Here is a 22,830-nt window from a genome sequence, read left to right on the forward strand (position 1 = left end):
GACGCAGCGGACGTAACCGACCCGCATCTCGCGGCCTGGCTGCCTTCGTTTGGCTCTCCAGCTCCACGGCCAAACGGCGGGCGTCGGACTGCCTACTTGCCGCCGGCGAATGCCCTCAAGCGCGCGTTGCTCGATGTGATCGATGTTTGTGCCAGTGGGATCTAGCGAAGCGCCGTGTCGATGCGCCGCGTTTCAACGCGGGCGAGCCGGAAGCCGTCACGCCGCACCGGCTTTTGCAACGCATTCGATTGTCAAGGTTCCGCGACGCCATCGCCGCCAAACGAGAACCGGCTTCCGCATGCCTGCGACACGCGCGAACTCGCTTCGACCAGGCGCGCGATGGCCATTTCCTTGATCGACGACACTTCCACGCTCGCGCCAATCAAGGTCAGACAGGCAACGGCTTCTTCCTGCACGTCCAGAATCGGCGCGCTTATGGCGGCGAGGCCAGGGATGAGCACGGACTCCGCCTCGTCATACCCACGCCGACGAACCGTCGCCAGACGATCGAGCAGATCTGACGGTGGCTTTTCGTGATTCTTCGATACGGCCAGTTCGATCAGATGGTCTCTTATCTGAGAGGGCATGAACGCGAGCATCGCGCGCCCCGTTGCCGAGTTGGTCAACTGGAATGTCGATCCGACTGACAGCGTCGTGATGAAGGGAACATAACTGCGTTCCCAACGGACGATGGTTGGACCGCGGTCACCGAGCACATTGAGCAGAGTGGGGAGACCCGTGTCGGCGACCAGTTGCGGCATCGCTTCGCCGGCAAGCCGCAAAGGATCGAGGCGTCCGAGCGCGGACGCGCCGATGCGAATCGCAGCGGGGCCCAGGTCGTAAAGTCCGGTGATTTCGTCCTGCACGGCCAGACCGCTCGCAGTGAGACTGGCGAGATATCGATGCGCAAGACTGTTCGGCATGCCTGCCGCGCGCGCCAGATCTCGCAACGGCGCAGCCTTCCCGGCTGTGACGAGCGCAAGCAGCATTTCCGTCGCCTTGTCCGCCGACTGGATGCGCCGTCGCCCGCCGCCACTGTCGGCGGACCCGGCAGACAATTCGTGCCTGGACGGCGTCGAAGTCTGCGTAGCTCGTCTTTTCGTTGTGGGCAATGCGGTGATTTCCTTGATCCGGATCGTCGATCGACGTGGGGATTCGCGCTCAGGCGGTCCGTTAACTCTACCACTCGCACGACGCTGTCCGGTCCTGTCAATGCCGCACTGCGGGCCGATGAACGCGCAAATCCATCCGAACGCTCGCGCCCGCATTCGTCCCCATTCTCGCGGAATGGCCGTTTTCCGCGTTTCTTTTTGATTCGATTCAAACCTGTCGATCAAGGTGTAACGACCGGCCCACGGGCCTGCCGATCGTTATCCTATAGACAACGGGTTATCCCTATTTGCAACGTCAAATGACCGAGCTTACCGTTCGGCCAATGGGACTTCCCGCTCTTCGCAATACGGGAAGCGTCGATTCTGAAATCTGCAGCCTGAGAGAAATCGTGCTTGAAAAAAGAGAGTTCTATATCGATGGGCGCTGGGATGAACCACGGACGGCGCGAGCGCTTCCCGTCGTCGATCCATCGACCGGACAGCCCTGCGCAGTCATTTCCGCCGGCGATGAAACCGACATCGATCGTGCGGTCGATGCGGCGCGCCGTGCCTTCACCGGCTGGTCGCGTACCACGCCGGCCGAGCGCCTCGCGCTGGTGGAGAAGCTCTTTGCGATCTACGAGCGTCGCGCGCCCGAGATGGCGGAGATGATCAGCCTGGAAATGGGCGCGCCCATCGACCTGGCCGCGCACGACCACGTCGGCGCCGGTGCGTTCCACATCGAAAATTTCATCGCCGCATTTCGTGACTTTCGATTCGAACGCCCGCTGGGAGCTCACGCTCCCGATGACCGCATCCTGATGGAGCCGATCGGCGTAGCGGGCCTCATCACGCCGTGGAACTGGCCGATGAACCAGGTCGCGCTGAAGGTCGTGCCCGCGTTGCTCGCGGGCTGCACCGCGGTGCTCAAGCCCTCGGAAATCGCCCCGTTGTCGTCGCTGCTTTTCGCGGAGTACATCGACGAAGCGGGCTTCCCGGGCGGTGTCTTCAATCTCGTCAATGGCGACGGCGCGCAAGCGGGCGCACGGCTCTCATCCCATCCGGATGTGGACATGATCAGCTTCACCGGTTCGACGCGCGCGGGCATCGCCATTTCGATCGCGGCGGCGCAGACCCTCAAGCGCGTATCGCTCGAACTCGGCGGCAAAGGCGCGAATCTTGTCTTCGCAGACGCGGATGCAGGCGCAGTGAAGCGCGGTGTGCTCCATTGCTTCAAGAACACGGGACAAAGCTGCAACGCACCCACGCGCATGCTGGTCGAGCGGTCGATCTACGAGCGCGTGGTCGAGCAAGCGCGCGAGATCGCGCAAAGCGTGGCCGTCGATGTGGCTCATCAGCCGGGCAAGCACATGGGGCCGCTCGCATCCGAGGCGCAGTTCATGAAAGTGCAGGAGATGATCGAAAAGGGCATCGACGAAGGCGCGCGACTCGTGGCAGGCGGTCCCGGACGCCCGCGCGGACACGAGGCTGGTTACTTCGTTCGTCCGACTGTCTTCGCCGATGTGAATAACCAGATGGCCATTGCCCGCGAGGAGATCTTCGGGCCGGTGCTCTCGATCATCCCGTTCGATAGCGAGGATGAAGCCATCGCCATTGCCAACGACACGCCCTACGGCCTCGCCAACTACGTGCAATCCACGGACGGCGAGAAGCGCAATCGCGTCGCCGCGCGGCTGCGCTCCGGCATGGTCGAGATGAACGGCAAACCGCGTGGAGCCGGATCGCCTTTCGGCGGCATCAAGGCATCGGGCCGCGCACGTGAGGGCGGCGTGTGGGGCATCGGGGAGTTTCTCGAGGTCAAGGCCGTCTCCGGCTGGGCGCAGGCCTGAAGACTGCCCGCATCAACACGACTCAAGCAGGAGAGAACAGATGTCCAAAGCATTATCCGGTGTACGCGTGCTGGATCTGTCGCGCGTGCTCGCCGGACCCTGGGCGAGTCAGACGCTCGCGGATCTGGGAGCAGAAGTCATCAAGATCGAACGGCCCGGAAGCGGCGATGACACGCGTGGCTGGGGACCGCCCTATCTGACGGACCCAGAAGGTCGACCCACGGGCGAAGCCGCCTACTATCTCGCGGCCAATCGCGGCAAGAAGTCTGTGACCCTGAACATAGCGCGTGCGGAGGGTCAGGCCATCGTCCGTCAGCTCGCGGCACAGGCCGACGTATTCATCGAGAACTACAAGGTGGGCGATATGGCCCGCTATGGTCTGTCATACGAAGACCTTCGGAAACTCAACCCGCGTCTCGTCTATTGCTCGGTGACGGGCTTCGGGCAGACCGGACCGCTCGCCGGGATGGCCGGCTACGACTTCATCGTTCAGGGCATGGGCGGCCTCATGAGCATCACCGGCGAACGCGATGAGTGTCCAGGTGGCGGCCCGCAGAAGGTCGGCGTCGCGTTTGCGGACATCATGACGGGCATGTATTCGACGGTCGCGATACTCGCGGCCATCGCGCAGAGGGCCACAACGGGTGAAGGGCAGTACATCGACATGGCGTTACTCGATGTTCAGGTGGCGACGATGGCCAACATGAACCTGAACTACCTCGTCTCGGGGACGACGCCGCGCCGGCAAGGCAATGCACACGCGAACATCGTGCCATATCAGGTGTTCGACGCGAAGGACGGGCAAATGGTGATCGCCGTCGGCAACGACAGTCAGTTCGCGAAGTTCTGCGAGACGGGTGACTGCCTTCATCTCGCGGCCGACCCGAGATTCGCGACCAACGCTGCACGCGTGGCTCACCGCGATGTGCTCATTCCCATGCTCGAAGAGATGATGCTCACGCGCACGGTGGACGAGTGGACCGTGCAGCTCAATCGGAAAAGCGTGCCCGCCGGGCCCATCAACAGCATCGCGCAGGCGTTCGAGCATCCGCAGGTGAAACATCGGCAGATGCGGGTGGACATTGCGCATCCGTTGGCAGGCAGCGTGCCGAGCGTGGCCAGTCCTATCCGCATGTCCGCGTCACCCATGACCTACGATACGCCGCCGCCAACGCTCGGTCAGCACACCGACGAGGTGCTCGCATCGCTCTGCGGGATGCGTGCGGGCGATATCGAGGCGCTGCGCAGCCGCGCGATCGTATGAAAGGCCGGCACATCTGCAATCGCGAACCGGGCGGGCGTTCCTTGCCGGCCGGCGCGCATATCGTTGAATCGGAGAAAGTACAGCATGAATGGCGCTGAGAGTCTTGTTACCACGTTGCTCGAGTCGGGCATCGACACCTGCTTCGCCAATCCCGGAACCAGTGAGATGCACTTCGTTGCGGCACTGGATCAGATCCCGGGCATGCGTTGCGTGCTCGGCCTTCAGGAAAACATCGTGACCGGCATGGCCGATGGTTACTACCGTATCGCCGGCAAGCCGGCGAGCACGCTGCTGCACTGCGGGCCGGGGCTCGCCAATGGCTGGGCGAATCTGCACAACGCGCGCCGGGCCAATAGCGGCATCGTCAATATCGTGGGCGATCAGGCGACCTATCATCAGCCGTTCGATGCACCGCTCACCGCCGATACCGCTGGCCTCGCCAATGCCGTGTCGCGCTGGGTGCGCACGAGCCGGCACGCGGCCGATGTCGGCAGGGATGCGGCGGCGGCGGTAGCGGCGGCGCGCACCGCGCCGGGACAGATCGCCACGCTCATTCTGCCGTCCGATACGTCGTGGGATGCAGGTGGCGTTGCCGCGCGCGCGCTGCCCGTTCCCGCCGCGCCTGCCGTCGATCCGTTCGCGGTCGAGACGGCTGCGCGCATCCTTCGGCACAACCCGAACGTACTGATCCTGCTCGGCGGACACTGCGCGATGCCGCAAGCGCAGGAGCTGGCATGGCGCATCGCGAGCGCAACGGGCGCGACACTGAAGTATGAGTATGTGAACGGACGCGTCGCGCGCGGCCGTGGCCGCTTGCCGATCGAGCGCCTGCCGTACAACACCGATCAGGCCATCAAGCTGCTGGAGCCATTCCAGCACATCATCCTGGTCAATGCGAAAGCACCGGTCGGATTCTTTGCGTACCCCGGCAAGCCTTCCATTCAATACTCGGGCACTGCGCAGATTCACACCGTGTCGCGCGTCGAGCAGAATCCTGTTTCCGCATTGCTGGCGCTCGCGCAAGCGCTGAATGCGCCCCCGGCCGCCATGCCCGATGCCGGTCCGCGACCCGAAGCGGGCCGAGGCACGCCGACGCCGGAAGGCCTCGCGCGGACGCTGGCCGCGCTCATGCCGGAGAACGCCATCGTGTCCGACGAGAGCGTTTCGTTCGGGCGCGGCTTCTACCAGTTCACCCATGGGGCCGCGCCGCACGACTGGCTTCAACTGACTGGCGGCGCCATCGGCGACGGCCTGCCCGTGGCGACCGGCGCGGCGGTGGCGAGCGGTGGAGCGAGGCGAGTCATCAGTCTGCAGGCGGACGGCTCGGCCATGTATTCGTTGCAGTCCTTATGGACGCAAGCCCGCGAGAAGCTGCCCTGCACGACGATCCTTCTCAGCAACCGGAAATACAACATCCTGATCGGCGAATACCAGAATGTCGGCGCCATTCCGGGCCCGACCGCGATGAGCATGCTCGATCTCTCCAACCCCGATCTCGACTGGGTGAAGCTCGCCAATGGCATGGGCGTGGAAGCGGCGCGCGCGACGACACTGGAAGCATGCGCGGACCTGATGAAGCAGAGCTTCCTGCAAAACGGGCCCTTCCTGATTGAACTGATCATCTGAATTCACGGAGACTCAACAACGTGAGCAATACCACGCATCTCGGCTTTCTGGGCCTCGGAAACATGGGCGCCGCGATTGCCCTGCGGCTCATTCATCCAGGCTCGACGCTGCATGTGTTCGACCCGAATCCGGAAGCGGTCGGGCCGCTCGTCGAAGCTGGCGCGATCGCGCATGCCAGCCCGCGTTCGGTGGCGGATGCGGCGACCGTTGTCATGGCCTGTCTGCCGAACAGCGACGTCTGCGAACGCGCGCTGTTCGGGCAGGATGCCGTGGTTGCGGGCAAGCGCGTGCAAACCTATATCGAGATGTCCACGCTCGGACCGACCGTGATCTCGTCGAATGCGAAGCGGCTCGCTGCCTCGAACATCGCGACCATCGATGCGCCAGTCAGCGGCGGGCCCGCTGCGGCGCGCGCAGGCACCTTGTCGATCATGCTGTCCGGCAATGACGAGACCATCGCGACCGCCATGCCGTGGCTCACACTCATCGCAAAGACAATCTGCCGGCTCGGCGAACAGCCCGGCCAGGCCCAGGCGATGAAGCTGGTGAACAACATCATGCTCGCAGCCAACATGGCCGTGGCTTCCGAGGCGCTCACGATCGGCGCGAAGGCGGGACTCGACGCGGACGCAATGGTCGAGGTGATCCGGTCGAGCACCGGCCACAGCGCGGCCGCGGATATTCTCGCCCGCTTCGCCATCTGCGGCGCATTCGACTTCGGTGCGTACATGTCGATCGTGGCAAAGGACGTGGAGCTTGCCATTGCCGAAGCAGAGGCGCTCGACGTGCCGGTGCCCGTGCTGAACGAAGCGCGAAGTCTATGGCATGGCGCCATCGAACAGGGCCACGGAGGCGACGACTTCACGTTCATCCTCAAGATCGTGGAAGTACGCGGCGGCGTGACGGTTCGTGGCGCGCCACGACGATAGCTCCGCGGATAGCGTTCATTAACCCTTCAACTGCCTGAACCCACGGAGAAAATCATGAATTCCGCCGAGCTGATTGCGAAACTTGCCTATGCCACTCCGGAAACCGCGCCACTGGTGCCGGGGCGTCGCGAATTCTTTAAATATCGCGATCTTAGTGTCACGGATGCCACGGACGGTCGCATGCGTGCGCAACTCACCATTGCCACGGGCGACATGCAGCAAACGGGCTGGCACTACCACTTGTGCGAGTCCCAGTTCATCTTCACGTTGCGGGGATGGGTTGATCTTCTGATCGAGGACGGACGGAAGATTCGCGTGAGCGCAGGCGAATCGCTGCTTATTCCGGGTGGGCTGAAGCACAACGAGATCGCCATCTCGGAAGACTTCGAGCTTCTTGAAGTGTCGGTGCCGGCAAAGATGGGCACAGTGGCCTGCGACGCGCCCGAGGCCTTCGCTTCCCGACGTTGAACGACATATCGAACGCAGAGAGAACTTCAAAATGACCAAGGGTTATATTTTTGCCGAAGTGAATATTCGCTCGGCCAACGCTGAGTGGAGCGAATACAGCAGCAAGGTTCAGGCAACGCTCGACGCATACGGCGGCGTGTTCCTGATTCGGGGCGGCACGCAAAACGTGCTGGAAGGAACAACGGATGGCGGCACGATCGTGGTCCTCGAATTCGAAAGCCTCCAACGCGCGGAAGAATGGTATGCATCGACCGCGTATCAGGACATCCTGCCGCTGCGACTGCGTAATGCAGAGGCGCGAGTCATGTGTCTCGCCGGGGCCAGTTAAGTCAATCTGAATGTCGTCGGGTCATCCAGCGCGATACTCCATCCTTGTAATTTCGTATGGCTAAATAAAATGAGGAGACCGGATTTTGAAAACAGCCGAAGACTTCACTGTGAGTTTGAAAATCAAAACCGAAAGAAATAGTCGGGACCGGAGACAGGTATGGCCTTGGTAATTGTTCTTTGTTCGCTGACGTTTCTCATGGTCGCGGCGTATCGCGGCTACAGCGTGATTCTTTTTGCGCCGATCGCCGCGCTCGGCGCTGTCTTCCTCACGGAACCCGCAGCCGTGGCGCCGGTGTTCTCGGGCATCTTCATGGAGAAGATGGTTGGCTTCGTGAAGCTCTACTTTCCGGTGTTTCTGCTTGGCGCATTATTTGGAAAGTTGATCGAGATATCGGGATTTGCAGCCGCCATTGTCGCGGCCGCCATCCGGTATATCGGCCGTTCACGCGCGAATGTCGTGATCATTACGGTGTGCGCGTTGCTGACTTACGGCGGGGTGTCGGTTTTCGTGGTCGTGTTTGCGGTTTATCCATTCGCTGCGGAGCTCTATCGGCAGAGCAATATTCCGAAGCGGTTAATGCCTGGCGTCATCGCGTTGGGCGCGTTCTGCTTCACCATGGATGCGCTTCCCGGCACGCCGCAGATTCAAAACATCATCCCGTCGACCTTTTTCAAGACCACGGGCTGGGCCGCGCCTGCGCTTGGGATGAGCGGTTCGGTATTCATGCTCGTCGTCGGACTGATCTATCTCGAATGGCGCAGAAAGAGCGTGATGGCAACGGGCGAAGGTTACGGCACGGCGCTCGTCAACGAACCGGAGCGCGTGGCGGAGAACATGCTGCCCAACCCGGTGCTGGCGATCATGCCGCTAGTCCTGGTCGGCGTCTCGAACTATTGCTTCACGAAGTGGATTCCGCTCTGGTATGGACCTTCGTACACCGTGGCGCCGGAGGTGCTGCCAGGCGTGCACGGTCAGGTTACGACGTCGATCAAGACGGTGACAGCGATCTGGTCCGTCGAGGCTGCATTGATTCTCGGCATCGCGCTCGTGGTCTTGACGGCGTACAGGCGGGTCGCAGCCACTTTTGCCGATGGCACGCGCGCTGCTGCAAGCGGCGCCTTGCTGGCTGCAATGAACACGGCGTCGGAATACGGTTCGGTGCAGTGATCGCTGCATTGCCGGGTTTCCTGGTCGTGAGCGATGCGCTCAAGACCATCCCTAACCCGCTCGTCAATGCCGCCGTGTCGGTGAGCACGCTGGCCGGCATCACCGGGTCGGCCTCCGGCGGCATGAGCATCGCGCTTGCCGCGACATCCGATTTGTTGATCAGGAATGCGCAAGCAGCGCACATACCGTTGGATGTCCTGCATCGCGTCGTCGCGATGGCGAGCGGCGGCATGGACACGCTACCGCACAACGGGGCCGTCATTACCTTGCTGGCGGTGACCGGGCTGACGCATCGACAGTCTTATCGGGAGATTTTCGCGATCACGCTCATCAAGACCATGGCGGTCGCGTTCGTCATCGGCGTCTATTACGTCACCGGGTGGGTTTGAAACCCGCGGGAGGGAGCAGCGACCGCGCGACGTCGAACAACGTGGAGGTGAACTTCAAATACCAGTTGGGACAGATTCCAGCTTCAGCGACGAAGCTCCTCCGCGCCTTTCCCCGTCCACCGTTTGAGCGCGCGCCGAAAGTTCGCGGCATCGCTGAATCCAAGCAGCATCGCGACGTCCTCGGTACTCATCTTCGTCGTTTTGAGGTATTCGAGCGCGAGTGAGCGTTTGACATCATCGACGATGGCCTGGAATGACGAGCCTTCTTCGTCCAGTCGCCGCCTCAGGGTGCGCGATGTCAGATGCATCGACTTCGCGACGCTCTCCATGTCGGGAAAGGATCCGGGCGTGGCCATCAGGCTTTGGTACACCTCGCCCGAGACGCCGCTGGATGTCTTCGCCTGTCCAATCAACCGATCGCAGGTCTCTTGCAGCAATGTCGTCGTGAGAGGGTGAGCAAGTTGCGGCTTGCGTTCAAGAATCGCGCTGTCGTAGACCAGCTCGCATTGCTCCTGATCGAAGAGGCATTCGCATCCGAGATAGTCAGCGTAAATGTCTGCGTGCGAGGGCGCGGGATATGAGAAACACGCTTTCACCGGCGGGCATACGCCGCCGGCGACGTCCTGAAGATGCGTCACGTGTTGCGTGTATTGCTGCTCGATGATGAATTCGCGCAGTTCGCGCGACGGACTCGACGTGAACGCATCAGGAAACGTCCAGACCATGCGATCCGGATACTCCGTCCATTCGATAGCGACGGTCGGCGTTGCGAGCCGGTGATACTTCACGCCGAGCTTGAAATAGTCGCGCAACGACAAACACGACATGAGCGCGTAGCCATACATCCCGTAGGCGGACAAATGCAATTTGCGTCCGACCTTGAAAGGCGTTGCCGGCTCGCAGCCGAGCGACACGGCATTCCTGCAGACAGTCGCGTACTGCCCGATGGACGTGAGCACCGAAGCGTCCTGGAGTTCGGCAACCGTGACGCCCGAGCCGCTCAGGCTGTCTTGGGGCGCGATTCCCTGTTCTGCGAGCACCTCGACCAGTGCGGCGATCTTGTAGGGCGCGAACATGCGTTCGTTGAGCGGAGGTCGAATGGTAGCCATGTGTCCTGTTGTCCTCTGAGGACTCTCGAGTGTCCGAAAAAGACCTTTTCTCGCGGATGCTACCTCAATAAGATTCGAGTCACAAGGCGCCACTCCGTGTACGGGAGGCGCTGAATGGAAACGGAGACGAGGATTTTTCGATGAGCGATTCGAGCCGCAAGGTCATCATTTCGTGCGCTGTCACCGGCGCCACCCACGTTCCGACGATGTCGGAGCATCTGCCGATCACCCCCGCCCAGATTCGCGATCAGGCGATCGAAGCCGCCGAAGCCGGAGCGGCGATCATCCATCTCCACGCACGCGATCCCATCGACGGCCGTCCGACGCCCAACCCCGACATCTTCCGCGAATTCGTCCCCGCCATCGCAGAGGCGACGGACGCGGTCATCAACATCACGACGGGCGGCAGCACGCGCATGAGTCTGGAAGAGAGGCTCGCCTATCCACTGCGCGCGGCGCCCGAGATGTGTTCGCTCAACATGGGCTCGATGAATTTCTCGATCCATCCGCTTGCGGCGAAAACGTCGTCCTGGCGCTACGAATGGGAAAAGGGGTATGTCGAAGGCATGGAGGACATGATCTTCCGCAACACCTTCAAGGACATCAAGCACATCCTCCTCGAACTCGGCGGTAAAGGCACGCGATTCGAGTTCGAGTGCTATGACCTCGGACATCTTTACAATCTCGCGCATTTCGTCGATCAGGGCTTGATCAAGCCGCCGTTCTTCATTCAGTCGGTGTTCGGCATTCTCGGCGGCATGGGCGCGGATCCCGAGAACATGACCGTGATGCGCGCAACGGCCGACCGCCTGTTCGGACGCGAGAACTATCACTTCTCCGTGCTCGGCGCGGGCCGTCACCAGATGCCGCTCGTCACGATGAGCGCGATTCTCGGCGGCAACGTCCGCGTCGGGCTGGAAGACAGCGTGTACATCGCCAAGGGCGTCAAGGCCGAGTCGAACGCGCAGCAAGTACGCAAGATCCGTCGCATCCTCGAAGAGCTGTCGCTCGAAATAGCGTCGCCGGACGAAGCGCGCGCGATGCTCGGGCTGAAAGGGCGCGACAAGGTTACACCGTAAGACTCTCGATATTCGCAGACAGGGCGCAGACCCATCCCGGAGACACAATGAACATCATCGACGACCTCGACAAGCTGCACCGCGCCGCTACCCGCAAAGCGATGCAGCGCCTTATTCCACTCATGTGTGCGATCTACTTCATGTCGTTCCTGGATCGCACGAACGTCGCGCTGGCGAAAGCTCAACTGGCAATCGATGTCGGCATCAGCGCCGCCGCGTACGGGTTGGGTTCGGGCATCTTCTTCATCGGTTATGCCTTGCTGGAGGTGCCGAGCAATCTCGCCGCGCATCGCATCGGGCCGCGTCGATGGATTGCGAGAATTGCGGTGACATGGGGCATTCTCTCCACCGCGATGATGTTCGTGCAGGGCGAGTGGTCGTTCTACGTTCTGCGCGTGCTGCTGGGCATCGCCGAGGCCGGGCTTTTCCCGGCGCTCATGTACATGGTCACGCTCTGGTTCGCACCGAACGACAAGCCGGTCGTCGTGGGCTGGATCTACATCGCGCCGGCGCTCGCGCTGATGCTCGGCAGTCCGCTCGGCGGCGCCCTGATGCAGATGAACGGCCTCGGCGGCCTTCATGGCTGGCAATGGATGTTCATGATCGAGGGCATTCCCAGCGTACTGGTCGGCATTCTGCTTTTCTTCAAGATGCCGGAGCGTCCGCGCGACGCTCGCTGGCTGTCCGTCGAGGAAGCCCAGGCGCTGGAGTCGCGTGCCGCCGCTGATGCGCAAGGACATCCGGAGCTGACGTCTTCTGACTGGATGGCGGCGTTGAAGCGCCCTACGACCGTCATGATGGGCCTGATCTACTTCCTCAACCAGGTGGCGTTCGTCGGTCTGTACTTTTTCGCGCCCTCGATGATTCAGCAGATGCACGTCAAGTCGCCGCTGCTCGTCGGCGTGCTTGCCGCGAGCGTCGGTCTTGGCTTCCTGCTGGGCGTGCTGATCCTGCCACGGATTCATCGGCGCTACGGCAATGACTGCGCGTTCCTTGGCATTCTCACGGTTGGACTCATCGCCGGTGCGTGCGCGTTCATCGCCACGTCGAGCCCCGCGGCGCGCATGGTGCTGCTTGCGGTGACGGCTTTCTTCGCCGGGGGCGTGTTGCCATCGTACTGGGCCATTGCGATGAAGCGTCTGCACGGCATTCAGGCCGCTGCAGGTCTCGCGTTCATCAACACGATCGGGCTGATCGGCGGGTTCGTCGGACCCTACCTGTTCGGCTTGGCCGAGACCGTGACGGGACGTAGCGATTCCGGCTTTTACATCATTCTCGTGGCGTCGTTGCTCGGCCTGCTGCTTGTGCCATTGTTCGCAAAGGCGATTCGCCGCGAGGCCGAAGCATCGTCCCCGCTTGGCAACGGCAGTGCTGCCGGCATGCAATCCTGAACGATCGACACAGAGCGAAAAGATGAGATTACAGAAAAAGGTAACGCTGATCACGGGCGCGGGACAGGGCATTGGCGCCGCTACCGCTCGCAAGTTCGCGCAGGAAGGCGCGGCCGTTGTCGTGTGCGATGTGAACGAGAAAGCGCTCAGGGAAGTGACGCAGGCTTGCCAGGAGGCGGGTGCAGAAACGGCGGCATACTGCATCGACATGACTGACAGGCTCGCCGTCGACGAGGTGGTCGCAGGCGTGATCAAGCGCTTCGGCCGTATCGACGTGCTCGTGAACAATGCGGGCATCACGCGCGACGCTCGTCTCCAGAAGATGACCCTCGACCAGTTCGACGCGGTGATCGACGTCAACCTGCGCGCTGTCTTTCATGCCAGCCAGGCCGTCCTGGACGGAATGGTCGCGCAAGGCTCGGGCGTCATTCTGAATGCGAGTTCGGTCGTCGGCATCTATGGGAATTTCGGCCAGACCAACTACGCCGCGTCCAAGTTCGGTGTGATCGGTTTCACCAAGACATGGAGCCGGGAACTCGGGCCGAAGGGCATTCGCGTCAACGCTGTCGCCCCCGGGTTCATCGACACGTCGATCCTGTCGACGATCCCCGAAGACGTTCTGCGCAAGATGCGCGAACAGGTGCCGCTGGGCCGGCTCGGTGCGCCGGAAGAGGTCGCGAATGTCTACGCGTTTCTCGCCAGCGACGAAGCGAGTTACATCAATGGCGCCGTGATCGAAGTGTCCGGCGGCATGACGCTCTGAGATCCACATGAATACTTTTGAACTGTTGAAGCCGCAGCCTGGTTTGCGGGTACTGATCACCGGCGCGGCCTCGGGCATCGGCGCCGCGATGGCTCAGGCGTTCGTCGAGGCCGACGCGCAGGTCGTCATCTGCGACGTCGATGCCGTCGCCGTCGAAGCATTTACGTCGACGAGTGCGTCGTTGCATGGCTGCGTCGCGGACGTGAGCGACTCGACCCAGGTCGATGAGGTCGTCGCGGCAACCGCGCGCGCGCTGGGCGGACTCGATCTGCTGATCAACAACGCCGGCATCGCCGGTCCGACAGGGGCTATCGAAGATATCGACGCGCAACAGTGGGAGCGAACGGTCACCACCAATCTGAACGGACAGTTCAACTTCCTGCGCAAGGCGGTGCCGCTCATGAAGGAGACATCCCGGAGCGCGAGCATCATCACGATGTCTTCGGTTGCGGGGCGGCTCGGCTACGCGTTTCGCACGCCCTATGCCGCGACGAAGTGGGCGCTGGTCGGGCTAACCAAATCGCTGGCCATCGAACTGGGGCCCAGCGACATTCGAGTCAACGCCATTCTGCCGGGCATCGTGCAAGGGGAACGGATGGATCGCGTGATCGCCGCGCGGGCGGAATCACTGGGCGTGACGGCAGACGCAATGCGGGATGAATACCTGGGGAAGATCTCGTTACGTCGCATGGTGACGGTGCAGGACATATCCGCCACGGCGCTTTTTCTTGCTTCACCCGCCGCCCGCAACATCACCGGGCAGTCGATCAGCGTCGACGGGAATGTAGAGTATCTCTGAGGACTTTCTGCTGGTTGGCTTCGCCGGCGACGTGGACAGAACCGATCTGCATCGTTATATTCGATAAGATATAACGTGGAGCGGCAATGGAAATGGTACAGGCGTCCAGATGTTCATCCGCCAGCTGAAGTATCTCGTCACGCTCGCGACCGAGCAGCATTTTGCGAAAGCGGCCGAGTTGTGCAACGTGTCGCAGCCGGCCTTGTCATCGGCGATCCGCAGTCTCGAAACGGAACTGGGGCTCGTGATCGTCAAACGCGGACGGCGCTTCCTTGGTTTCACGGAGGAAGGCGAGCGGGTGCTCGGCTGGGCGCGCCAGACGCTCGCCGCGCTCGAGCACATGCGCCAGGATGCGTCGGCGTCGCAGGTGCGCCTGACGGGCACGCTGCGCTTCGGCGTGATTCCGACGACCATGCCGATCATCGGCCTGTTGCTCGGCGCGTGCCGCGCGCAGCACGCAGCGATCCACTACGCCGTGCGTTCGCTGAGTTCCGACGTCATTCTCCGTCAGCTCGACGACTACGAGATCGATATCGGCTTCACGTATCTCGACAAGCGCGTGCAGGCCGGCTTCGCGGTTCTGCCGCTGTATCTGGAGCGCTACTTTCTGTTGTCTCCAGCGGGGACGCACACGCGTGCGCGCCCGCGCGCGGCGAAGTGGTCGGAACTGGGCAACCTGCCGTTCTGTCTGCTCGGCACCGCGATGCAGAATCGCCAGGTGATCAGCGCAGCGTTCAGGCGCGCGAGCGTCCAGCCGACTGTCGTGCTGGAAACCGATTCGCTGCTCGCCCTGCATTCGAACGTGCAGCACGCGGGGCTGCACAGCATCCTTCCGCATAGTCTTCTCAGCGTGATCGACGGCAAGGAAAGCGGCGTGCGCGCGATTCCACTCGAGCCCGAACTCACGCGCGAGATCGGACTCATCACGCGCAGTGCGCCGGCCATGCCGCCGCTCGTCGCGGCGATGTGGAGCGCGGTTGGCGAACTCGATCTCCAGCAGCGCTTCGATACGCTGCTGCCGCCCGCACAACGCGGCGCTTGATAAGCCGCACTTATCAGCGCATACGTCCAAACGATTGGACGCGACCACGCCCGTTCGCCGAGACTTGGCTCCATCGACCCAGCGCGTCATGACTTGCCGGGCCGATCTTTCAAATCAAACGGAGCGAGACGAAATGGCCAAGGTGCTTTGCGTGCTTTACGACGATCCCGTCAACGGCATGCCGAAAAAATACGCCCGCGACGGCGTGCCCGAAATCACGAGCTATCCCGGCGGCCAGACCGCGCCGACGCCCGATGCGATCGACTTCACGCCGGGCGAGTTGCTCGGCAGCGTGTCGGGTGAACTGGGCTTGCGGCGCTTCCTCGAATCGCAAGGACATACGCTGGTCGTCACGTCCGACAAGGACGGACCGGATTCCGTTTTCGAGCGCGAACTGCACGATGCAGAAGTCGTGATCTCGCAGCCGTTCTGGCCGGCGTACCTGACGGCCGAGCGCATCGCGAAGGCGCCGAAGCTCAAGCTCGCGCTCACGGCCGGAATCGGCTCCGATCACGTCGATCTGCAGGCCGCGATCGAGCGCGGCATCACGGTCGCCGAGGTGACGTACTGCAACAGTATCAGCGTGGCCGAGCACGTCGTCATGATGATCCTCTCGCAAGTGCGCAACTATCTGCCCTCGCACGAGTGGGTGAAGAAGGGCGGCTGGAACATCGCCGATTGCGTCGAACGCGCCTACGACCTCGAAGGCATGCATGTGGGCACGGTGGCGGCCGGGCGTATCGGACTGGCGGTGTTGCGGCGCCTTAAACCGTTCGACGTCAAGCTGCATTACACGGACCGTCATCGTCTGTCCGGCGAGATCGAGCGCGAGCTCAACCTGACGTGGCACGACAGCGTCGAATCGATGGTGAAGGTCTGCGACATCGTGACGATCAACTGCCCGCTTCACCCCGAAACCGAGCATCTGTTCAACGAAAAGATGATCTCGAAGATGAAGCGCGGTGCGTACATCATCAACACCGCGCGCGGCAAGATCTGCGATCGGGATGCCATCGTGCACGCGCTCGAAACCGGCCAGCTCGCAGGCTACGCAGGTGACGTCTGGTTCCCGCAGCCCGCGCCGGGCGATCATCCGTGGCGCACGATGCCGCACGAGGGCATGACGCCGCACACGTCCGGCACGACGCTGTCCGCGCAGACGCGCTACGCGGCCGGCACGCGCGAGATTCTGGACTGCTGGTTCGGCGAACGTCCGATCCGCGACGAGTATCTGATCGTCGATGGAGGCAAGCTCGCCGGTACCGGTGCGCATTCCTATTCCGCCGGCAACGCTACCAAAGGCTCGGAAGAAGCGAGCCGGTTCAAGGTCGCCTGATTGGGCATAGCCATCGCGCCGCGATGGGTGAGACATCACGCATCGCGGCGTATCAACCAATCTCGTCACAGCGAAATGGAAAATGTATCCGGCGAAGGGATGCGAGCAACGGCTCGCATCATGGCAGGACCTGCGTTGCTCGGCTTTCTTGGGGGCACGGCTGCGATCGGCGTGCTCGGCTTGCTCGCGAAAACCACCGGCTTGCCGCTTCTGATCGCGCCTTTCGGCGCATCGTGCGTGCTGCTTTTCGCAGTGCCCGAGAGCGCGTTTGCCCAACCGAGGAATCTGGTGTTCGGGCACCTGATTGCATCCGCGATCGGCGTAGGCATCTGCGCGTTCGCAGGCATCGGCTTATGGCAGATGGCGATCGCGGTCGGACTCGCCATCGCGGCGATGCAACTGACGCGCACGGTGCACCCGCCGGCGGGCGCGGATCCGCTGGTCATCATGCTGGCGGGCGGAGCATCGGTGAAGTTTCTGCTGCTGCCCGTGCTCGCCGGGGTGCTTTGCCTGTTCCTGATCTCGCGCGTGTTCAACTATTGCTTTCGCCCTCGCTAACTATCGTGCGATACATCCGCGCGATCGCTGTATAGCGGAACCGTCTTCCCGCTGGCGATGCTGTTGCCGACTGCCTGCAGATCGAGCGATGGCGTTTTGGCGAGCAGCACGTAAGCGAGCCGGTTCGCGCGCCACGTGACCGTCTTCATTTCGCCGACCTGACCCGAGCGCACCGGCGCGTCGCCCTCGTTTTCCTCGATCACGCACAGGGCGACCGGATCGCCGCGCTCCGGCAGATACACCATCTGGATGAGCGGGCGGTCATGGTAATTCAGGCGCTGCACGCGCTTGAACTTGAGACCGACCTGACGCAGATCGGGAACCGCGACCGGCATGCCGTCGCGCTGGTGGATATCGGACAGAACCTGCTCCGTGCTGACCTTGTCTTCCCGCAGATTGGCGACCGTGTCGCGTCCGTAGAGCACCTGATAGTCCGCCACGCTTTGCACCCACGGATCGGCGCCGCGATTGAACGGATTGTAGCCGCCGAGATAACCGGTGAGCACGCCCGAGCAGACCGCACCCGCGACGAAGGCCGCGGCCGCCCACTGCATCGAAAAGCGGCGCGCGCCGCGTGACGCCTTGCGCTCCTGGGGCGCGCTGACGCTCACGAGCTCCTCGATGCGGCGCGTGAGGCTTTCCGGCACGGGCGGAACCGTTTGCCGGTCGTACGCGGCGCGATACGGCAGGACCGACGCCTGCAGCGCCGCTGCGCGCGCCGCCAGTTCATCGGAGTGCGCGATCGCCGCTTCGACTTCCGCGCGCTGCTCCGGCGAAAGCTCCCCGTCGACGTACGACATCAGCAGCGAATCATCGACATTCATCATAAGGATTCCCCTTTTCTAGTTGTTGCCGTCGAGGCCTGCACGCTGAATTTCTGACCGATCGTAAGCCGCGCGCGCGACAGCCGGCTCATGACCGTGCCGATCGGCACGTCGAGCACCTCGGCCGCCTCGCGATAGCTGAGGCCTTCGATCGCCACCAGCACCATCACGACGCGCTGCGCTTCGGGCAGCGCCTCGACCGCGTCGATTACCTGGCGATGCAGCATATCGAGTTCCGGATTACGCGCCGAAGGATCGGCGAAAGATTCGATCTCCTCATCCTGCCAGTCCATGCTGCCGCGGCTGCGGATCGAACGTGCGCGCAATTCGTTCATCCACGTCGAATGCACGATCGAAAACAGCCAGCTCAGCGTCGACGTGCCCGGCTGCAACTGACTGCGCCGCTCCAGCGCCCGCACGCAGGCACGCTGCACCAGATCCTCGGCGTCGTGCTGGTTCTGCGTGAGCCGCAGCGCGAACCGCCATAGCCGCGGCAACAGCGTCGGCAGGACGGTCGTCAGGTCGTCGTCGTTCATCGCGGCAACTCCTGTGATGGGCGCACTCATGATTGACAACACTCCAGAAGCCGATCTATTCCGAAAATTTTTCGATTTTTTTTGCGGAATAAGCGGCGGGGGGCGGCTGTTTTCGGGTCACGGATCGCGCAACGGCGCGCACTCGAACCACCGAATAGGAGACAGATCATGGAGACCCTCCTCGACCGGGCCCGGCAGGCAGGCATGGCGGTCATGCTGGACGCGTGCATCGGACGCGAACGTTTTCATAGCATAGCCGGTTCGACGGCAACCCTCGCACGATTTGCGCAACTTTGCGAAGCACCGGCGGTGAGTCGTAACACGCTTGAAAGCTGGGCTGCGCTTTGCGAACGCGGCGACGTGACAGCCGTGGCGGCGGCGATCCGCCGCGCGCTCGGCGAATGAATCCTGACGTGAATAGTGGTTGATGTGCGACGTTTCGAACGCGTCGAAGCATCGATACAAATTAGGCATCCAAATCAATGCGGCGCATCCAAAGCCCGCAAACCAAGCTTCGCGATCCAATGGCGACGCGAATTTTGCCTGTGCCGCAAGGCGCATTTTTCTCTGGAGACTGACATGGCTGTAGATATGTTTCTGAAGCTGGGCGATATCAAGGGTGAATCTCTGGCGGTGGGTCACACCGAAGAGATCGAAGTGCTGAGCTGGTCCTGGGGTTGTTCGCAGATGGGCACCACGCACACCGGCACGGGCGGCGGCACCGGGACCGCGTCGGTGCAGGATCTCACGATCAGCAAGTACGTCGACAAAAGCTCGCCCACGATCGTGCAGTCGTGCTGCCAGGGCGTGCACATGCCCGAGGCCGTGCTCACGCTGCGCAAGGCGGGCGGCAACGAGCCGGTCGAGTATCTGAAGATCACGCTCAAGGAAGTGCTCATCAGCAGCCACTCGGTGGGCTCGGGCGGCGGGGACCAGATTGCCGAGAGTGTCACGCTCAACTTCGCGCAATTCAACATGGAGTATCAGCCGCAGGACAACACCGGCGCGAAGAAGGGCGGCGTGGTGACGGGCAAGTGGAACATCCCGAAGAACAAGTCGGAATGAACCGCCCGCTCACGAACTAACCCACGCCTTTTTCGGACCTCACCATGAATCGCGCAGATATCGCAGCCTGGCTCACCGACCTCTCGCCGGATGTTCCGTGCGGCGAGGACGAAGAGTACAGCGCCGATTTCCGGTCGCTGGAAGAGGCGCTCGCCGGCAAGCCCGACGCCCAGTACGGCGGCACCGTGATCGCCGCCACGCCGCCCGACTGGACGCTCGCCCACTCGCTCTCGATGACCTTGCTCGAACGCACGCGCGATCTGCGCGTGGCGGTGCATTACACGCGTTCGAGCACGGTCCGCGAGGGCTTCATCGGACTGGCGCGCGGCCTTGCGCTGATCGAAGGGCTGCTCGATCAGCACTGGGGCGGCGTGCATCCGCAGCTCGATGCCAGCGACGGCGACGATCCGATCGCGCGGGTCAACGCGCTCTCGGCGCTCGTCGACGACGCGGGACTGGTGGGCGATCTGCGCGACGTGCCGTTCGTCGCGCCGCGCGGCCAGCGCGGTTTCGCACTGCGCGAACTCGATGTGATGGCGGGTGAAGCGCCGCTTGTCGAAGGCGACGAGATGCCGACGCTCGCGGCCATCGATGCGGCGTTCGCGCAGGCAGGCATCGACGCAGCGCGGGCGATGGGCGTGGCGCTCGCGGCGGCGCGGGCGTCGCTCGCGCAGATCGAGAGCACGCTGACCGCTCGCGTGGGGCCGGCGCGCGCGCTCGATTTCGGACCGCTCGCGCGGCCGCTCGGACGCATCGGGGAGTTCGTGGCGGCGCGGGTCGAAGTGCTGGATCCGGATACGGGGAAAAGGGGAAGGGTGATGGAGACCAGCAGCAGTGAAGAGGGCGCGGGTTCCGGTCCGGCGACGCATCGAGTCGTCGCGGCCGGACCCGTAGCGCCCCGGCGCATCGCGAGCGCACAAGACGTGAGCGACGCGCTCGATGCGATCTGCGCGTACTACGCGGAGTGCGAGCCGTCGAGCCCATTGCCGGTGCTGTTGCAACGCGCGCGCAGGCTGGTCGGGAAGAGTTTCATCGAAATCATCGAGGACGTCGCGCCGGACGGCGCGCATCAATTCAGGCATCTGGGCGGCGTCGTCTGAGCGGCCCCGGATACAAGCAAAGCAAAGGAGCAGACATCGTGGCAAAGGAAAGCAGTCAGAAATTCATCGCGCGCAACCGCGCGCCGCGCGTGCAGATCGAATACGACGTCGAAATCTACGGCTCGGAGAAGAAGGTCAACCTGCCCTTCGTGATGGGCGTGCTCGCGGATCTGGCGGGACAGCCCGCCGAGCCGCTCGCGCCCGCCGCCGAACGGAAGTTTCTCGAAATCGACGTGGACAACTTCGACGAACGTCTCAAGTCGATGAAGCCGCGCGTCGCGGTGCAGGTGCCGAACACGCTGACGGGCGACGGCAACGTCGCGGTCGATCTGACCTTCGAGAGCATGGACGACTTCACGCCCGCCGCGATCGCACGCAAGGTCGAGCCGCTGCGGCAACTGCTGGAAGCGCGCACACAACTGGCGAACCTCCTGACCTACATGGACGGCAAGACCGGCGCCGAAGCGCTGATCGCCCGTCTGCTCGAAGAGCCCGCGTTGATGAAGGCGCTCGCCACCCAGCCTCGTCGGAACGACGACGCAGACAAACCCGTCACCGGAGCATGACGCGATGAACGATCTCAGCATCCAGCAACAGGGCAGCGCCGCCGTATTGGACGCGGCGCCCGGACTCGACGATTTCTCCACGCTGCTGCAAAAGGAATTCAAGCCCAAGTCCGAGCGTGCCCGCGACGCCGTGGCGAACGCGGTACGCACGCTCGCCGAGCAGGCATTGCGCGAGACCGGCGTGATTTCCGGCGATGTCCTCGCGACCATCGAGGCGCTGATCGCGCAGATCGATCAGACGCTCACCGGGCAGATCAACCTGATCCTGCACAGCGAGCCGTTCCAGCAGGTCGAGAGCGCGTGGCGCGGCCTGCATTACCTCGTGAACAACACGGAGACCGACGAGTCGCTCAAGATCCGCGTGCTCAACATCTCCAAGGCGGATCTGCACAAGACGCTGAAGAAGTATCGCGGCGTCGCGTGGGATCAGAGCCCGCTCTTCAAGAAGCTCTACGAGGAAGAGTACGGTCAGTTCGGCGGCGAGCCGTACGGCGCGCTGGTCGCGGACTACTACTTCGATCACAGCGGCCCGGATGTGGACCTGCTCACTCAGATCGCGAAGATCGCGGCGGCGGCGCACGCGCCGTTCATCGCGGGCGCGGACCCGGCGGCGCTTCTGATGGAATCGTGGCAGGAACTCGCCAATCCGCGCGATCTGACCAAGATCTTCCAGACGCCCGAGCACGCCGCGTGGCGTTCGCTGCGCGATTCCGAGGACTCGCGCTACATCGGCCTCGCGATGCCGCGCTTTCTCGCGCGCGCACCCTACGGCGCGAAGTCCGACCCGGTCGAGGCGTTCGACTTCGAGGAAGACACCGTCGGCGCGAACAGCAGCAAGTACGCGTGGGCGAACGCATCGTATGCGATGGCGGCGAACATCACGCGCTCGTTCAAGACCTCCGGCTGGTGCTCGCGCATTCGCGGCGTCGAGTCGGGCGGGGCGGTCGAGGGTCTGCCGGTGCATGCGTTTCCGACCGACGACGGCGGCGTCGACATGAAGTGCCCGACCGAGATCGCGATCAGCGACCGGCGCGAGGCCGAACTCGCCCGGAACGGCTTCATGCCGCTCGTGCACAAGAAGAACTCGGACTTCGCGGCATTCATCGGCGCGCAGTCGCTGCACAAACCCGCCGAATACGAAGACCCCGATGCCACCGCCAACGCGAATCTCGCCGCGCGTCTGCCTTATCTGTTCGCGTGCTGCCGCTTCGCGCACTACCTGAAGTGCATCGTGCGCGACAAGCTCGGCTCCTTCAAGGAACGCGACGACATGGAGCGCTGGCTGCAGAACTGGATTCTCCAGTACGTCGATGGCGACCCCACGCATTCCTCCGAAGACACCAAGGCGCGCAAGCCGCTCGCCGACGCGCAGGTCATCGTGGAGGAAGTGGCGGGCAATCCGGGCTACTACACGTCGAAGTTCTTCCTGCGCCCGCACTACCAGCTCGAAGGTCTCACGGTGTCCCTGCGGCTCGTGTCGAAGCTGCCGACGGCCAAGGCCGCCTGAGCCGCGTCACGTCCGCCCATTGCCCGCAAAAGGAGCCGCC

General features: G+C 62.9%; 22 protein-coding genes and 1 pseudogene. 19 read left to right on the forward strand and 4 right to left on the reverse strand.

Going from position 1 to position 22,830, the window contains the following annotated elements; all coding sequences use genetic code 11:
* Positions 1-251: 251 nt before the first annotated feature.
* Positions 252-989, reverse strand: coding sequence for an IclR family transcriptional regulator (locus BTHE68_RS25215; protein WP_162068995.1), 738 nt, complete (start codon positions 987-989; stop codon positions 252-254).
* 512 nt (positions 990-1,501) lie between these two features.
* Here BTHE68_RS25215 and BTHE68_RS25220 point away from each other — a divergent pair.
* The 7 genes and pseudogenes from BTHE68_RS25220 to BTHE68_RS25250 all read left to right on the forward strand — a co-directional run bounded on the left by BTHE68_RS25220 (position 1,502) and on the right by BTHE68_RS25250 (position 9,115).
* Positions 1,502-2,941, forward strand: a complete 1,440-nt coding sequence (locus tag BTHE68_RS25220; protein WP_174258110.1) for an aldehyde dehydrogenase family protein — start codon at positions 1,502-1,504, stop codon at positions 2,939-2,941.
* Positions 2,942-2,981: 40 nt separating this feature from the next.
* The gene (locus BTHE68_RS25225; RefSeq protein ID WP_162068997.1) at positions 2,982-4,205 is read left to right on the forward strand and encodes a CaiB/BaiF CoA transferase family protein; all 1,224 of its coding nucleotides are present in this window, start codon (positions 2,982-2,984) and stop codon (positions 4,203-4,205) included.
* Positions 4,206-4,289: 84 nt separating this feature from the next.
* Complete coding sequence (locus BTHE68_RS25230; protein WP_162068998.1) at positions 4,290-5,831, forward strand: acetolactate synthase large subunit; 1,542 nt, start codon at positions 4,290-4,292, stop codon at positions 5,829-5,831.
* 20 nt (positions 5,832-5,851) lie between these two features.
* On the forward strand, positions 5,852-6,760 hold the full coding sequence (locus tag BTHE68_RS25235) for an NAD(P)-dependent oxidoreductase (protein ID WP_162068999.1): 909 nt from the start codon (positions 5,852-5,854) through the stop codon (positions 6,758-6,760).
* Between the two features lie 54 nt (positions 6,761-6,814).
* A complete protein-coding gene (locus tag BTHE68_RS25240) occupies positions 6,815-7,228 on the forward strand; it encodes a cupin domain-containing protein (protein ID WP_162069000.1) in 414 nt (137 codons plus the stop codon).
* 31 nt (positions 7,229-7,259) lie between these two features.
* On the forward strand, positions 7,260-7,556 hold the full coding sequence (locus tag BTHE68_RS25245; protein WP_162069001.1) for a DUF1330 domain-containing protein: 297 nt from the start codon (positions 7,260-7,262) through the stop codon (positions 7,554-7,556).
* Between the two features lie 159 nt (positions 7,557-7,715).
* Positions 7,716-9,115, forward strand: a pseudogene (locus tag BTHE68_RS25250) (GntP family permease).
* A gap of 83 nt (positions 9,116-9,198) precedes the next feature.
* On the opposite strand, the gene BTHE68_RS25255 reads toward BTHE68_RS25250, so the two are convergent.
* On the reverse strand, positions 9,199-10,224 hold the full coding sequence (locus BTHE68_RS25255; protein ID WP_162069002.1) for an AraC family transcriptional regulator: 1,026 nt from the start codon (positions 10,222-10,224) through the stop codon (positions 9,199-9,201).
* Between the two features lie 140 nt (positions 10,225-10,364).
* Here BTHE68_RS25255 and kce point away from each other — a divergent pair, with 140 nt between their 5' ends.
* The 7 genes from kce (at position 10,365) to BTHE68_RS25290 (ending at position 17,192) form a co-directional block, all read left to right on the forward strand.
* Entirely contained in the window at positions 10,365-11,303 is a 939-nt protein-coding gene (kce, locus tag BTHE68_RS25260; RefSeq protein WP_162069003.1) for a 3,5-dioxohexanoate:acetyl-CoA acetone transferase, read from the forward strand.
* Between the two features lie 47 nt (positions 11,304-11,350).
* Positions 11,351-12,694: an MFS transporter gene (locus tag BTHE68_RS25265; protein ID WP_162069004.1), complete on the forward strand. Its 1,344-nt coding sequence runs from the start codon at positions 11,351-11,353 to the stop codon at positions 12,692-12,694.
* A gap of 22 nt (positions 12,695-12,716) precedes the next feature.
* The gene (gene fabG / locus BTHE68_RS25270; RefSeq protein ID WP_162069005.1) at positions 12,717-13,457 is read left to right on the forward strand and encodes a 3-oxoacyl-[acyl-carrier-protein] reductase; all 741 of its coding nucleotides are present in this window, start codon (positions 12,717-12,719) and stop codon (positions 13,455-13,457) included.
* Positions 13,458-13,464: 7 nt separating this feature from the next.
* On the forward strand, positions 13,465-14,256 hold the full coding sequence (locus BTHE68_RS25275; protein ID WP_162069006.1) for an SDR family oxidoreductase: 792 nt from the start codon (positions 13,465-13,467) through the stop codon (positions 14,254-14,256).
* Positions 14,257-14,365: 109 nt separating this feature from the next.
* A complete protein-coding gene (locus BTHE68_RS25280) occupies positions 14,366-15,298 on the forward strand; it encodes a LysR family transcriptional regulator (protein ID WP_162069007.1) in 933 nt (310 codons plus the stop codon).
* A 133-nt stretch (positions 15,299-15,431) separates the two neighbouring features.
* Positions 15,432-16,634 (forward strand): NAD-dependent formate dehydrogenase, encoded by a 1,203-nt coding sequence (locus BTHE68_RS25285; RefSeq protein WP_162069008.1) that lies wholly within the window; start codon positions 15,432-15,434, stop codon positions 16,632-16,634.
* A gap of 120 nt (positions 16,635-16,754) precedes the next feature.
* The gene (locus BTHE68_RS25290; RefSeq protein WP_162069009.1) at positions 16,755-17,192 is read left to right on the forward strand and encodes an HPP family protein; all 438 of its coding nucleotides are present in this window, start codon (positions 16,755-16,757) and stop codon (positions 17,190-17,192) included.
* Here the strand turns inward: BTHE68_RS25290 and BTHE68_RS25295 are convergent.
* Both BTHE68_RS25295 and BTHE68_RS25300 read right to left on the reverse strand, forming a co-directional pair.
* Positions 17,189-18,019: an anti-sigma factor family protein gene (locus tag BTHE68_RS25295; RefSeq protein WP_232078058.1), complete on the reverse strand. Its 831-nt coding sequence runs from the start codon at positions 18,017-18,019 to the stop codon at positions 17,189-17,191. The two genes, BTHE68_RS25290 and BTHE68_RS25295, sit on opposite strands and share 4 nt — an antisense overlap.
* Positions 18,016-18,552: an RNA polymerase sigma factor gene (locus BTHE68_RS25300; RefSeq protein ID WP_162069010.1), complete on the reverse strand. Its 537-nt coding sequence runs from the start codon at positions 18,550-18,552 to the stop codon at positions 18,016-18,018. The genes BTHE68_RS25295 and BTHE68_RS25300 overlap by 4 nt, the downstream gene beginning before the upstream one ends.
* A 168-nt stretch (positions 18,553-18,720) precedes the next feature.
* Between BTHE68_RS25300 and BTHE68_RS25305 the strand changes: the two genes are divergently transcribed.
* The 5 genes from BTHE68_RS25305 (at position 18,721) to tssC (ending at position 22,790) form a co-directional block, all read left to right on the forward strand.
* Positions 18,721-18,957: a hypothetical protein gene (locus BTHE68_RS25305; protein ID WP_162068314.1), complete on the forward strand. Its 237-nt coding sequence runs from the start codon at positions 18,721-18,723 to the stop codon at positions 18,955-18,957.
* A gap of 174 nt (positions 18,958-19,131) precedes the next feature.
* Positions 19,132-19,617: an Hcp family type VI secretion system effector gene (locus BTHE68_RS25310; protein WP_035498968.1), complete on the forward strand. Its 486-nt coding sequence runs from the start codon at positions 19,132-19,134 to the stop codon at positions 19,615-19,617.
* A 44-nt stretch (positions 19,618-19,661) separates the two neighbouring features.
* Positions 19,662-20,717, forward strand: a complete 1,056-nt coding sequence (tssA, locus tag BTHE68_RS25315; RefSeq protein WP_162069011.1) for a type VI secretion system protein TssA — start codon at positions 19,662-19,664, stop codon at positions 20,715-20,717.
* 38 nt (positions 20,718-20,755) lie between these two features.
* On the forward strand, positions 20,756-21,283 hold the full coding sequence (gene tssB / locus BTHE68_RS25320) for a type VI secretion system contractile sheath small subunit (protein WP_162069012.1): 528 nt from the start codon (positions 20,756-20,758) through the stop codon (positions 21,281-21,283).
* Positions 21,284-21,287: 4 nt separating this feature from the next.
* The gene (tssC, locus tag BTHE68_RS25325) at positions 21,288-22,790 is read left to right on the forward strand and encodes a type VI secretion system contractile sheath large subunit (RefSeq protein WP_225936394.1); all 1,503 of its coding nucleotides are present in this window, start codon (positions 21,288-21,290) and stop codon (positions 22,788-22,790) included.
* Positions 22,791-22,830: the final 40 nt, after the last annotated feature.

The organism is Burkholderia sp. THE68, from assembly GCF_009938265.1.
In the GTDB taxonomy this organism is placed as follows: Bacteria; Pseudomonadota; Gammaproteobacteria; order Burkholderiales; family Burkholderiaceae; genus Caballeronia.